The organism is Dermatophilaceae bacterium Sec6.4 (genome assembly GCA_039636865.1).
GTDB lineage: Bacteria > Actinomycetota > Actinomycetes > Actinomycetales > Dermatophilaceae > Allobranchiibius.
In genome coordinates this window covers 2581115-2595440 of the sequence record CP144172.1, presented here as the reverse complement: position 1 = coordinate 2595440, position 14326 = coordinate 2581115, and the positions used below count along the sequence as shown (strand labels likewise).

The window sequence follows — 14326 nt, the reverse complement described above, 5'->3', positions numbered from 1 at the left end:
GCTCCCGCCGGCCAACGTCGTCCTGCCGGGCAGTGATGTCGCCGATGCGCGTGCGTGAATTCGCAGCGCGCCGGTCCAGACATCTTCGATCAGCCCTTTGCGCCTGTTTCCCATGGGCGTACGACGACCACAGAACGGTGCGCCAGATGACCCTCAGCGACGCCATCGATTTTCCGGAGAAAAGTACAAGTTCTGCGCAGCAGAGCCCCTTCTCCTCGATGCCACCGGCACAGGGTCTCTACGACCCGCGCTACGAGCACGACGCCTGCGGGGTTGCCATGGTGGCCACGATGCGCGGCTGGGCCGGTCACGACATCGTGCAGCATGCGCTGACCGCGCTGCGCAATCTGGAGCACCGCGGCGCCACCGGTGCCGACGCGAGTGTCGGCGACGGCGTGGGCGTGCTGACCCAGATCCCTGATGAGTTCTTCCGTGGTGTCTGCGCATTCGAGCTTCCGGCGAAGGGCCGGTACGCCGTGGGGATTGCCTTCCTGCCGACCGATCCTGACGCCCAGTGGCACATCGGCGAGCGCTTTGCGCAGCTCGCCGCCGAAGAGGGTCTGCAGGTGCTCGGCTGGCGGGAGATGCCGATCGACCCCGAGGGAGTCGGACAGGCCGCCCTGGATGTGATGCCCGTCTTCCGGCAGGTGTTCGTCGCGGACGCGGACGGCGACGCGGGCGGCGTCGAGCTGGACCGGATGGCGTTCTGTCTGCGCAAACGCATCGAGCACGAGACCGACGTGTACTTCCCGTCGCTGTCCGCGCGGACGGTGGTCTACAAGGGGATGCTCACCACCGGGCAGCTGGAGCCCTTCTTCCCCGACCTGTCCGACGAGCGGTTCACCACCCAGCTCGCGCTGGTCCACCAGCGTTTCTCCACCAACACCTTCCCGTCCTGGAAGCTGGCCCACCCCTACCGGCTGATCGCGCACAACGGCGAGATCAACACCGTACGGGGCAACCAGAACTGGATGCGCGCCCGCGAATCCATGCTGGCCAGCGGGGTGTTCCGGGGCGATCTGTCGCGTACTTTCCCCGTCTGTACGCCGGGTAGTTCAGATTCGGCGTCGTTCGATGAGGTGCTGGAGATGCTGCACCTGGCCGGCCGCAGCCTGCCTGCGGCCATCCTGATGATGATCCCGGAGGCCTGGGAGAACCACGCGTCGATGGATGCTGCCCGGCGGGCCTACTACGAATACAACTCCACGATCATGGAGCCCTGGGACGGGCCGGCGTGCGTGACCTTCACCGACGGGTCGCTGATCGGTGCGGTGCTGGACCGCAACGGGCTACGTCCGGGCCGGTATTCGGTGACCGACGACGGTCTGGTGGTTCTGGCGTCGGAGGCCGGCGTGCTCGAGCTCGATCCCGCCCGCGTGGTGCGCAAGGGGCGGTTGCGACCGGGCCGGATGTTCCTGCTGGACACCGCCGAGGGTCGCATCGTGGAAGACGAGGAGATCAAGGCGCAGCTGGCCGCGGAGCACCCCTACGCCGAGTGGGTCACGGCCGGCATCATCAAACTGAAGGACCTCGCCGAGCGCGAGCATGTCTGGCACACACCGGCATCGGTCGAGCGCCGTCAGCAGACCTTCGGTTACACCCAGGAAGAGCTGCGCATCCTGCTCGCTCCGATGGCACGCACGGGTGGCGAAGCACTCGGCTCGATGGGCACGGATACCCCCATCGCGGTGCTCTCACAGCGGCCGCGGCTGATCTTCGACTACTTCTCGCAGCTGTTCGCGCAGGTCACGAATCCACCGCTGGACTCGATCCGGGAAGAACTCGTGACTTCTCTGGGCACCCTCATGGGCCCGGAGAGCAACGCGCTGCAGATCGGTCCGCAGCATGCCCGGCAGGTCGAGTTGCCGTTCCCGGTGATCGACAACGACGAGTTGTCCAAGCTGGCGCATATCAACCTGGAGGGCAACTTCCCGGGGTACGGCACCTACGTCATCCGGGGCACCTACAACGTCGAGGGCGGCGCGACGGCGCTGCGGGCGCGCCTGCAGGGCATCTTCGCCGAGGTCAGCCAGGCGATCGCGGACGGTTACCGCTTCGTGGTGTTGTCCGACCGGGACAGCAACGCCGACTTCGCGCCGATTCCGTCCCTGCTGCTGACCGCGGGCGTGCATCACCATCTGGTGCGGGAGAAGACCCGTACCCAGGTCGGTCTGCTGGTCGAAGCCGGTGACGTGCGCGAGGTACACCACGTCGCACTGCTGGTCGGTTACGGCGCTGCTGCCGTCAACCCCTACCTGGCAATGGAGTCGGTGGAGGACATGGTGCGGCGCGGCGAACTGCCGGACATCACCGCCGAACAGGCCACCAAGAACCTGATCAAGGCGCTGGGCAAGGGGCTGTTGAAGGTGATGTCGAAAATGGGCATCTCCACCGTGGCCTCCTACCGGGGCGCGCAGATCTTCGAGGCCATGGGTCTGTCCGATGAGCTGGTGGCCGACTACTTCACCGGTACCTTCTCCCGGATCGGCGGAGTAGGGCTGGACGTGATCGCCAAGGAGGTCGCCGCCCGGCACGCCACTGCATATCCACGCAGCGGCCAGCGGCCACCGCACCGCACTCTGGAGACCGGCGGGGAGTACCAGTGGCGCAGGGACGGTGAGCCGCACCTGTTCGACCCGGAGACGGTGTTCCGTCTACAGCACTCCACCCGGGCGCGGCGGTACGACATCTTCAAGCAGTACACCGCCCGTGTCGATGAGCAGTCGTCCCGGTTGATGACGTTGCGCGGACTGTTCCGTTTCAACTCCGGGCGCGACCCGATCCTGCTGGATCAGGTGGAGTCCGTGCAGCAGATCGTGAAACGGTTCTCCACCGGTGCGATGAGTTACGGATCGATCAGCCAGGAAGCACACGAGACCCTGGCGATCGCGATGAACAGGTTGGGCGCACGCTCCAATACCGGTGAGGGCGGCGAAGATCTGGACCGGCTGTTGGATCCGGAACGTCGCTCGGCCATCAAACAGGTCGCCTCCGGCCGGTTCGGGGTGACCTCGGTCTACCTGACCGAGGCCGATGACATCCAGATCAAGATGGCGCAGGGCGCCAAGCCCGGCGAGGGCGGTCAGTTGCCCGGGCCGAAGGTGTACCCCTGGATCGCCAGCACCCGCCACTCCACGCCCGGGGTCGGGCTGATCTCCCCGCCGCCGCACCACGACATCTACTCGATCGAGGATCTTGCCCAGTTGATCCACGACCTGAAGAACGCCAACCCGGCCGCGCGCATCCACGTGAAGCTGGTCTCCGAGGTCGGCGTCGGGACCGTCGCCGCCGGGGTCAGCAAGGCACATGCGGACGTCGTCCTGGTCTCCGGTCACGACGGCGGCACGGGTGCCGCCCCACTGACGTCGTTGAAGCACGCCGGCGGACCGTGGGAGCTCGGCCTGGCAGAGACCCAGCAGACGCTGCTGCTGAACAACCTGCGCGACCGCATCGTGGTGCAGACCGACGGCCAGCTCAAGACCGGCCGTGACGTGGTGGTGGCCGCGCTGCTGGGGGCCGAAGAATTCGGTTTCGCCAGTGCGCCGCTGGTCGTCAGCGGGTGCATCATGATGCGGGTCTGCCACCTGGATACCTGCCCGGTCGGTGTCGCCACCCAGAACCCGGAGCTGCGCGCCCGTTTCAGCGGCAAACCGGAGTTCGTGCAGACCTTCTTCGAATACATCGCGCAGGAGGTCCGCGAGATCCTGGCGCAGCTCGGGTTCAGCAGCATCGAGGAGGCAGTCGGTCAGGTCGGGGCCCTGGACACCGAACAGGCCATCTCGCACTGGAAAGCTCAGGGCTTGGACCTGTCCACGATCCTGGCCGACGTGCCGGTGCCGACCGGTACCGCGCGCCACCACACCGTCGATCAGGAACACGGGCTGGAGAAGGCGCTGGATCAGCAGCTCATCACCCTCAGCAGCGACGCGCTGCTGGATCAGGCGCCGGTCCGCATCGAGTTGCCGGTCAGCAACGTCAACCGGACGGTCGGCACGATGCTCGGACACGAGGTGACCAAACGCTACCCGGAGGGTCTGGCCGACGGCACGATCGACGTAACGCTCACCGGCACTGCGGGGCAGTCGCTCGGCGCATTCCTACCGCGCGGGATCACGCTGCGGGTGTTCGGTGAGGGCAACGACTACGTCGGCAAGGGTCTGTCCGGCGGCCGGGTGGTCGTTCGACCGCTGCGGGACGCGGTGTTCGTACCGGAGCTCAACTCCATCGCGGGCAACGTCATCGGGTACGGCGCCACGAGCGGCGAGCTCTTCCTACGCGGTCAGGTGGGGGAGCGGTTCTGCGTGCGGAACTCCGGAGCCCTCGCCGTCGTGGAAGGGGTCGGTGATCACGGATGCGAGTACATGACCGGCGGAACGGTGCTGGTGCTGGGTTCGACGGGTCGTAACTTCGCGGCGGGTATGTCCGGTGGACTCGCGTATGTGCTGGATCTGGACGAGCGGGTCGTCAACACCGAGCTGGTGGACGTGATGGCGCTTCGCAAGGATGACGTGGAACGCGTCCAGAAACTCCTCAGCGACCATCACGAATGGACCGGGTCGCAGGTGGCCAAGAAGTTGCTGCAGACCTGGCCGGAGTCGGCGTCGCGGATCAGCCTGGTGCTGCCGCGCGATTACCAACGGGTGCTGGACGTGCGGGCAGCGGCCGACGCCGAAGGGTTGGACCCCGACGGCGCGCAGGTGTGGGAACGAATCATGGAGGTGAACCGTGGCTGATCCACGAGGTTTTCTGAAGGTCCGCGACCGTGCGTTGCCCGCACGGCGACCCGTTCCAGTGCGTATCAGGGACTGGAAAGAGGTGTATGAGGAGCAGCAGCTGGGTGACCTGCAGGAGCAGGCCGGTCGTTGTATGGACTGCGGCATCCCCTTCTGTCACAACGGCTGCCCGCTGGGAAATCTGATTCCGGAGTGGAACGATCTCGCCTGGCGCGGGGACTGGGCGGATGCCATCGAGCGGTTGCACGCCACGAACAACTTCCCCGAGTTCACCGGTCGGTTGTGCCCGGCTCCGTGTGAGACCGCCTGCGTGCTCGGCATCAGCGAACCGGCGGTCACCATCAAGCAGGTGGAGCTGACCACGATCGAGCAGGCGTTCGCCGCGGGCGCCGTCCTGCCTCAGTTGCCGAACCGCCTTACCGGCAAGACCGTCGCGGTGATCGGATCAGGCCCGGCCGGTCTCGCCGCTGCCCAGCAGTTGACCCGCGCCGGGCACACCGTCGCGGTCTATGAGCGGGCGGACAAGGCCGGTGGGCTGCTGCGTTACGGCATCCCGGAGTTCAAGATGGAGAAATCTGTCCTGGACCGCCGGTTGGAGCAGATGATGGCCGAAGGCACCCGGTTCCGCTGCGGTGTGCAGATCGGCGAGGAACTGTCCGGGCCCGAACTTCGGGCGAGGTACGACGCAGTGGTGCTCGCCGTGGGTGCGACCGTGCGGCGCGGACTGCCAGCGCCCGGGCACGACCTGAACGGTGTCATGCAGGCAATGGATTTCCTGCCCGATGCGAACCGGGTCGCACTGGGTGAGGAAGCCCCCGGGCAGGTCACGGCGAAGGGCAAGCACGTCGTCGTGATCGGCGGCGGTGACACCGGAGCGGATTGCATCGGCACCGCGCACCGGCAGGGTGCTGCATCGGTCACCTCGTTGGAGATCATGCCCCGGCCCGGCGAGGAGCGCGCGGAGGCGAACCCCTGGCCGACCTACCCGATGCTCTACCGCGTGGCCAGCGCCCACGAGGAGGGTGGCGAGCGTGTCTACGCGATCAACACCAAGGAGTTCGTGGACGACGGTGCGGGCAATCTCGCCGGTCTGCGGATCGTCGAGGTCGAGCGCACTGCCGCCGGGTTCGTCGAGGTCGAAGGTTCTGAGCGGGAGATCCCGGCGCAGCTGGTGCTGCTCGCGATGGGATTCCTCGGCCCGCAGAGCGACGGGCTGATCAGTCAACTCGGCCTCGAGCTCGACGAGCGCACCAATGTGCGTCGGGACGCCGATTTCATGTCGAGCCAGCCGGGTGTCTTCGTGGCCGGCGACGTCGGGCGTGGGCAGTCGCTGATCGTCTGGGCCATTGCCGAAGGGCGTGCTGCTGCCCGTGGGGTGGATGCCTACCTGACCGGTTCATCGGACCTGCCCGCACCTATTGCGCCGACCGACCGACCGTTGGTGGTCTGAGGCGCAAGTTACCGGACCGTACGGCGGACGTCACGAATCCTGTAACGCCTCTTGATTAGGATCGAAATCATGCGTAGAGCCAAGATCGTCTGCACTCTGGGTCCGGCAACTTCCTCCGCGGAGCGGTGCCGGGAGCTGGTTGAGGCGGGGATGGACGTCGCCCGCCTGAACCTCTCCCACGGTGCCTACGAAGATCATGAAATCGTCTACCACAACCTGCGAAAAGCTGCCGAGGACAGCGGGCGCCCACTGGCGATCCTCTGCGATCTGCAGGGTCCGAAGATCCGCACCGGTCGTTTCTCCGGCGGTCCGGTCGTTCTTGCCGTGGGGGACCGGTTCACCATCACCGTGGACGAGGTCGACGGCACCCAGGACCGTGTTTCGACCACCTACAAGGGTCTGCCCGGTGATGTTGCACCCGGTGACTCGCTGCTCATCGATGACGGCAAGGTGTCGTTGCGCGCACTGCAGGTGAGCGCGACGGACATCGTGACCGAGGTCGTCGAGGGCGGCACCGTGTCCAACAACAAGGGCATCAACCTGCCCGGCGTCGCCGTGAGCGTGCCGGCTCTGTCCACGAAGGACGAGGCCGACCTCCGCTGGGCGATCACCCTCGGCGCCGACCTCATTGCGTTGTCCTTCGTGCGGGACGCCTCCGATATCGACCGCGCTCACGAGATCATGGACGAACTGGGACGCCGCGTGCCGGTGATCGCCAAGATCGAGAAGCCGCAGGCGGTCGACAATCTCGCGGAGATCATCGACGTGTTCGACGCGATCATGGTGGCGCGCGGCGACCTCGGTGTGGAGTTGCCGCTCGAAGAGGTGCCGATCGTGCAGAAGCGTGCCGTCGAGCTCTCCCGGCGGGCCGCCAAGCCGGTGATCGTGGCGACCCAGGTACTGGAGTCGATGATCGAGAACTCCCGACCCACCAGGGCCGAGGCCAGCGACTGCGCCAACGCCGTGCTGGACGGTGCGGACGCGATCATGCTGTCAGGTGAGACCAGTGTCGGAGCATGGCCGATCGTGGCGGTCCAGACCATGGCCCGCATCATCGAGAGCACCGAAGAGCACGGCTTGGAGCGCATCCCGCCGCTCGGTACGCAACCGCACACCAAGGGCGGCGCAGTGACAAAGGCTGCCGCGGATATCGGTGAACTACTCGGTGTGAAGTATTTGATCCCCTTCACCACGAGTGGCGATTCGGCGCTGCGGCTGGCTCGGCTGCGCAGCCCGCGGCCGATGCTGGCCTTCACCTGCAACCCGGTGGTTCGCAACCAGCTGGCATTGGTGTGGGGTGTCAACGCCTACCTGGTGCCCGAGGTCAAGCACACCGACCAGATGGCGATGCAGGTCGACGACGTCCTGTTGGAGCTGGGACTCAGCAAGGAGGGCGACCTGGTCATCCTCATCGCCGGTTCGCCACCCGGCATTCCCGGGTCGACGAACGCGTTGCGGGTGCACCAGATGGGCGACGCCAAGAACAAGGTCGCCCCGGCGTACGCCGAAATCCCCAACGATTGACGCCTGGTCGTATCAGGTGCGCGCGCATGCGTAGAATTGCGCGCGCACTCCTTGCCGGGGTGGTGGAATGGCAGACACGGAGCACTCAAAATGCTTTGCTCGAGAGGGCGTGCGGGTTCGAATCCCGCTCCCGGCACCTGATGACCTCCTGACAGACAAAGCCAGCCGAACAGGCAAAACCGGCCGACGCGAGTTTTCATTGCCGAAACATCACGTCAGTACGCTTCGGTCTCGTGACCGAGGACAATGCCGACCACAGCGCAGATGACAGCGCCGACGACAGCGCAACCATCCAGCCGGAGCCCCTGCCGCGCCCACGGATCGTCGTCGCTGAGGACGAGGCCCTGATCCGGATGGACCTGGCCGAGATGCTCACCGAGTCCGGGTACGACGTCGTGGCAGCCGTACGCGATGGTCGCTCGGCCATCGAGCAGACCCGGCTGCTGCGCCCTGACCTGGTGGTGATGGATGTCAAGATGCCGGTCCTGGACGGCATCACAGCGGCGGAGACGATCGGCTCTGAAGGGCTCGCGCCCGTCGTGATGTTGACGGCCTTCTCCGACAAGGACCTGGTCGGCCGGGCGAGCGACGCGGGCGTCATGGGATATGTCGTCAAGCCGTTCACCATCGATGACCTCGGACCGGCCATCGTGGTCGCCTTGTCGCGGTGGGCGCAGCGGGTCGCGCTGAGCGCCGAGATCGGCGACCTGTCCGATCGCCTGGCGACCCGCAAACGGCTGGACGCGGCGAAAGGCATCCTGATGCGTGACTTGGCGTTGGATGAGCCTGCCGCTTTCCGGTGGATCCAGAAGGCCGCAATGGATCGACGCCTCGGAATGCGTGAGGTGGCCGACGCGATCATCGAGGGATCTCGTGCTCGGGATTGATCAATGTCGCCGCGGATCTGCAAAGCAGATTGCGTGCACAGGCGAATATATAGAAATTCAAAGATCACGAACAGGAATCAAAATCAGCTGGGTATGACTGAATGGCCGATCAGGTACATAAGATCCGAGTCGCTGCGATCGCAGCGACCGATCGTTACTTCCTGGAGGCAATCTCGTGCGTTCGACCCTGATCAAGGTGGGTGTCCCCGTAATCGCCGGCGCGCTGGCACTGTCCGCATGCGGTAGCCGCAGCACCGACGGTGGCACCAGCAAGGCCGGCGGTGGCGACACCGCCAAGGTGGCCACCATCGGCGTGACGGCCCCCTTCACCGGCGACCTGTCCGCAGTCGGCCTCGGTATTCAGAACTCGGTGAAACTGGCCATCCAGCAGGCCAACGAGAAGAAGACGATCCCCGGTTGGACGCTGAAGGTCGATGCCGAGGACGATCAGGGCAAGCCCGAGGTCGGCACCAACGCCGCCACCAAGCTCGCCGGCGACCCCACCGTGGTCGGTGTGGTCGGTAACCTGAACTCCAGTGTCTCCACCAGCACGCAGCCGGTCTTCGCCAAGGCGAACATCGTGCAGGTCTCGCCCGCCAACACCGGTGTCGCGTTGAGCAATGTGAACGACAAGCGCCCGTACGCGACCTACTTCCGCACCTGCACCACTGACGCCGTGCAGGGCCCGTTCGCGGCGAAGTACCTCATCCAGCAGGGCATCAAGAAGGTCGCCACGATCAACGACAAGAAGGCGTACGGCGCCGGTCTGACCGCGGCCTTCGAGAAGGAATTCAAGAAGGAGGGCGGCACGATCACCGCCGCCCAGACAATCGACCCGACGCAGACGAACTTCTCTGCCGTGATCAGCCAGATCAAGCCGAGCAGCCCGCAGGCGCTGTACTACGGCGGTGAATACCCGCAGGCCGGCCCGCTGTCCAAGCAGATGGCGCAGGGTGGTCTGGCGGTGCCCGTGATGGGCGGCGACGGGATCTACGACCCGCAGTTCATCAAGTTGGGTGGCCGCACGGGTGACCTCGCCACCTCGGTGGGCGCCCCCACCGACAGCACCCCCGCCGGCAAGGCGTTCCTGGCCGATTACAAGAAGGGTGGGTTCTCCACCGAAGCCGGCGGCTACGGCGCGTACGCGTACGACGCAGCCAACGCGATCATCGAAGCGTTGAAGACATCGCTGAAGGATGCGAAGTCCCCCAAGGACGCCCGCGAAGCGACCGTCAAGGCAATGGCCGACGTGAAGGTCACCGGGGTGACCGGTGACGTCGCCTTCGACAAGTTCGGTGACACCACCAACAAGGTGCTGACCGTCTACAAGGTGACCGGCGGCACCTGGGTCGCCGCCAAGACCGACAAATTCTGACCGCACATCAGTAGCGCGAGGGCGAGAACCATGTCGGTTCTCGCCCTCGCGTCACTGCGCAAACACGCAAAAAAATGACAATTCTGACAACACTGGGAGCCTGATGACTCAGTTCATCCAGCAGCTGCTCAACGGTTTGACCGTCGGGTCGTTGTACGCATTGATTGCCGTCGGTTACACCGTCGTCTATGGCATCGTGCAGCTGATCAACTTCGCGCACGGCGAGGTTTTCATGATCGGTGCCTTCGGGTCCCTGGCGACCTGGCAGGTCGTGTGTCAGAAGAGCACCGGCCTGTGGGTGTTGCCGGTCATGATCATCGGCGGTGCGCTCTGTTCGGTGGGTGTCGCCCTGCTCATGGAGCGATTCGCCTACCGGCCGCTACGCAACGCGCCACGGCTGGCCCCGCTGATCACGGCGATCGGTATCTCGATCGCGCTGCAGCGCGCCATCCAGCTCTGGTACCCGGGGGCCACCAGCAACGTGCCTTACCCCAGCATCGACGGGGTCACCGGTCAGTCGCTGACGATCGGCAGTGTCGTCATCCAACGCACGACCTTGTTCACCCTCGCGCTGCTGGCGGTCAGTGCGATCGGGCTCTACATCTTCATTGCCAAGACCCGCACCGGAAAAGCGATGATCGCGGTGTCCCAGGATCCGGACACTGCCCGGCTGATGGGTATCAACGTCGACCGCATCATCACCGCGGCCTTCGCGATGGGAGCGATTCTCGCTGCGCTCGCAGGAGTCGCCCAAGGTCTGCGCGACAGCAACGTGTCCTCGACCATGGGCTTTCTCGCCGGGCTCAAAGCCTTCACCGCAGCCGTGCTCGGGGGTATCGGCAACATCCAGGGTGCCGTTGCAGGAGGCCTGATCCTCGGCCTCATCGAGGCCATGGCCACGCAGTACATCCCTGGCCAATTCGGTGGTAACGCCTGGAGTGATGTGTACGCATTCGTCGTGTTGATTCTGGTACTGGTCTTCAAGCCGGAAGGGCTCTTCGGAGCCCGGGTGGTGGACCGCGCATGAAGAATCCACTGGCCACCATGTCGCCCAAGCCCGCCATCGGGCAGGGCCTGTTCACCGGTGGGTCGGTACTGCTGATCGTTGCAGCGCTGCTCTCCTGGAGTTACGACCCGAAGCTTCTGGGGGACCTGTCGCTGACCGGCAATCCGGCTCCGCTGCAGGAGCTGGCCATCATCATGGGAGCCGCAGGGCTGGTCCACGCATTCCTGCTGTACTGCCGCCCGGCGGCCATGTCGTGGTGGGACACGCCCGCGGCCGCGAAATCCCTGGCAATCGGGTCCTTCATCTTCATCGGACTGATCGACTACAACATCGCCTACCAGTCCGGCGGCCTGATCAACCTGGATCCCGGTGCCTGGGTCGCGCTCGTCGCGACACTGGTCATGATCGCCGGCGCGCTGCTGCTGGCACCGGTCAAGGTGCGTAACCAACTGAAGGTGCACGGCGCCGCCTGGCTGGAAATCGTCGTCATCACCGCCACGCTCGCAGCCCTGCTGTTCATGGTTGCCTTCGTACTGCGCGGGGATGACGGCGGATCGGTCCTCGCATCCCTCACCGCAGCCGCGACCTTCGGCTCGCTCCTGTTCCGTGGTGGCTACTTCTCGTGGTTGACGATGGCGGCATCGCGTCACCGCCCCGTGATCATGCTCGGCGCACTGGTCGTGGCGTTGCTCTTCCCGCTCACCCAGAACGGCACCGACTCCAATATGTCGATCGCGGTGCAGATCGCGATCTTCCTGTGCGCGGCGCTCGGACTGAACATCGTCGTCGGGCTGGCCGGCCTGCTGGACCTGGGGTACATCGCGTTCCTCGGTACCGGGGCGTACGTCGGGGCGATGATGTCGAATGCGGCCAGCGCCACCATCGGATGGCACCCGCCGTTCCTGGTGGTCGCTCTACTGGGCGGGCTCACCTCGGCCGTGCTCGGTCTGATCATCGGATCGCCCACGTTGCGGCTGTCCGGTGACTACCTGGCGATCGTCACCCTGGCGTTCGGTGAGATCTTCCACAAGGCCGTCTTGAACCTGGACGGCATCAGCGGCCCGAACCTGACCCACGGCTCGGACGGTATTGCCGGTATCCCGGACCTGAATCTGTTCGGATTCAACTTCGGCGCGTCGCACAATCTCGGGCCGTTCACCATCTCCAACTACTCCAACTACTACATCCTGTTGGTCTTCGTCGCGGCCCTGATCATCACCGTGTTCTCCCGGCTGAACAACAGTCGGATCGGGCGCGGCTGGATCGCCATCCGTGAGGACGAGCGGGCTGCCGAAGCCATGGGCGTCAACATTTTCGGGCTGAAGATCCTGGCGTTCGCCGGGGGAGCATTCCTCGCAGGCATCGCCGGAGCGGTGCAGGCACACTCGACTCCGGCAGTCGTGCCGGACAACTACACCTTCCAGGAGTCCTCCTTCCTGCTCGCAGCCGTGGTGCTGGGCGGGATGGGCACCGTGGTCGGCGTCGCGTTGGGCGCGGTGGTGTTGAAGCTGCTGCCCGAGAAGTTGCGCTTCATCGAGGACTACCGCCTGTTGATCTTCGGGCTGGCGCTGGTCCTGATGATGCGCTTCCGACCAGAGGGGTTGATCGCCAGCAAGCGTCGGCAGCTTGAATTCCACGAAGAGGACGACGAATTGGCGGACATCATCGGGCACGAGCACCTGGACGAGCAGGAGGCAATCGCATGAGTACCGCTGCAACGAAGCCGCGACATGCGGGAGGCGATGGCGGGTTCACCGGCAAGGTGCTGCTGCAGGCCGACAACGTCCTGATGCAGTTCGGGGGCCTGACCGCCGTCAAGGACGTCAATATGACCGTTCACGAGGGGGAGATCGTCGGTCTGATCGGCCCCAACGGTGCCGGTAAGACGACCTTCTTCAACTGCCTGACCGGTCTGTACAAGCCGACATCGGGTTCGGTGCAGCTGGGCGGGGTCCAGATCCCGCCGAAGCCGCGCAAGGTGGTCGAGGCCGGGATGGCCAGAACTTTCCAGAACATCCGACTCTTCGGCAATATGACCGCGTTGGAGAACGTCATGGTCGGCACCTTCTGCCGGACCAGCTCCGGGGTGCTGACTACGATCCTGCACGGTCCCAAGTTCCGTCGCGAGGAGGCCGAGACGCGCGAGAAGGCGCAGGGTTGGCTGGACTTCGTGGGTCTGGGCCACGCGACTGAGATGCTCGCGCGCAACCTGCCCTACGGCGACCAGCGACGGCTGGAGGTCGCCCGGGCGTTGGCCACCGATCCGAAGGTGATCCTGCTGGACGAGCCCACCGCGGGGATGAACCCGCAGGAGACCCAGCAGGCCTCCGACCTCATCTTCCGCATCCGGGAGACCGGTCGGGCCGTCGTGGTGATCGAGCACGACATGCGGTTCATCTTCAACCTGTGTGACCGGGTCCTGTGTCTGGTCCGCGGCGAGGTGCTGATCGAGGGGACGCCCGGCGAGGTGCAGTCCGACCATCGGGTGATCGAGGCCTACATCGGCACCGGTGACGACGACGACGATGTGGAGGACCAGGCGTGAGCCCCATGCTCGAGGTCAAGAACCTCAAGGTTGCCTACGGCAAGATCACGGCCGTCAAGGGCATCAGCTTCACGGTCGACGAGGGGCAGGTTGTGACCCTGATCGGCACCAACGGCGCCGGTAAGACCACGACGCTGCGCACCATCTCGGGCCTGCTGCGTCCCTCGGGGGGCGAGATCAGCTTCCTGGGGGAGCGGATCGACAAGACTCCCGCACACACCATCCTGACGATGGGGCTGGCGCATTCCCCCGAGGGGCGCCGCATCTTCCCCCGTCAGTCGGTGGAGGAGAACCTGATGCTGGGTGCGTTCGCCCGCAAGGACCGGGGCAACATCCAGGCCGATCTGGACGAGGCCTACGAGCTCTTCCCGATCCTGGCGGAACGCCGCAAACAGGCGGCCGGCACGTTCTCCGGCGGTGAACAGCAGATGTTGGCGATGGGCCGGGCGATGATGAGCCGGCCCAAACTGCTGATGCTGGACGAGCCCTCGATGGGCCTGTCGCCGATCATGATGAAGAAGATCATGACGACGGTGCAGACCCTGCAGAAGCGCGGTACGACGATTCTGCTGGTCGAGCAGAATGCGCGGGCTGCCCTGAAGCTGGCGACTCACGGGTACGTCCTGGAGGTCGGCAAGATCGTCCTGGACGGCCCGGGCCGCGAACTCCTGGTCAGCGACGATGTGAAGAAGGCCTACCTCGGCGAGGACTGAGTGCGGCTTATACCGCCCGACCCGACTGACCCGGCATTCAGCAACCCGTCAAACAACTGCGAGGTTCGGGCACTAGTGTCAGTGCGTCCCGTT

Annotated in this window: 9 protein-coding genes and 1 tRNA gene; all 10 read left to right on the top strand. The window is 65.4% G+C overall.

Annotated features, from left to right (window positions below; genetic code table 11):
• Positions 1-218: 218 nt before the first annotated feature.
• The 10 genes from gltB (at position 219) to V3G39_12300 (ending at position 14233) form a co-directional block, all read left to right on the top strand.
• Complete coding sequence (gene gltB / locus V3G39_12345) at positions 219-4733, top strand: glutamate synthase large subunit (GenBank protein ID XAS78233.1); 4515 nt, start codon at positions 219-221, stop codon at positions 4731-4733.
• Entirely contained in the window at positions 4726-6183 is a 1458-nt protein-coding gene (locus V3G39_12340; GenBank protein ID XAS75446.1) for a glutamate synthase subunit beta, read from the top strand. The genes gltB and V3G39_12340 overlap by 8 nt, the downstream gene beginning before the upstream one ends.
• Positions 6184-6252: 69 nt before the next feature.
• Complete coding sequence (gene pyk, locus V3G39_12335) at positions 6253-7707, top strand: pyruvate kinase (GenBank protein ID XAS75445.1); 1455 nt, start codon at positions 6253-6255, stop codon at positions 7705-7707.
• Between the two features lie 53 nt (positions 7708-7760).
• Positions 7761-7843, top strand: a tRNA-Leu gene (locus V3G39_12330).
• A gap of 154 nt (positions 7844-7997) precedes the next feature.
• The gene (locus V3G39_12325; protein ID XAS78232.1) at positions 7998-8594 is read left to right on the top strand and encodes a response regulator; all 597 of its coding nucleotides are present in this window, start codon (positions 7998-8000) and stop codon (positions 8592-8594) included.
• Positions 8595-8790: 196 nt separating this feature from the next.
• Positions 8791-9969 (top strand): branched-chain amino acid ABC transporter substrate-binding protein, encoded by a 1179-nt coding sequence (locus V3G39_12320; GenBank protein ID XAS75444.1) that lies wholly within the window; start codon positions 8791-8793, stop codon positions 9967-9969.
• A gap of 103 nt (positions 9970-10072) precedes the next feature.
• A complete protein-coding gene (locus V3G39_12315) occupies positions 10073-10996 on the top strand; it encodes a branched-chain amino acid ABC transporter permease (GenBank protein XAS75443.1) in 924 nt (307 codons plus the stop codon).
• The gene (locus V3G39_12310) at positions 10993-12681 is read left to right on the top strand and encodes a branched-chain amino acid ABC transporter permease (GenBank protein ID XAS75442.1); all 1689 of its coding nucleotides are present in this window, start codon (positions 10993-10995) and stop codon (positions 12679-12681) included. Before V3G39_12315 ends, V3G39_12310 begins: the two co-directional genes overlap by 4 nt.
• Positions 12678-13520 (top strand): ABC transporter ATP-binding protein, encoded by an 843-nt coding sequence (locus tag V3G39_12305; GenBank protein XAS75441.1) that lies wholly within the window; start codon positions 12678-12680, stop codon positions 13518-13520. The genes V3G39_12310 and V3G39_12305 overlap by 4 nt, the downstream gene beginning before the upstream one ends.
• Positions 13517-14233, top strand: coding sequence for an ABC transporter ATP-binding protein (locus V3G39_12300; protein ID XAS75440.1), 717 nt, complete (start codon positions 13517-13519; stop codon positions 14231-14233). The genes V3G39_12305 and V3G39_12300 overlap by 4 nt, the downstream gene beginning before the upstream one ends.
• The last annotated feature ends 93 nt before the right edge of the window (positions 14234-14326 follow it).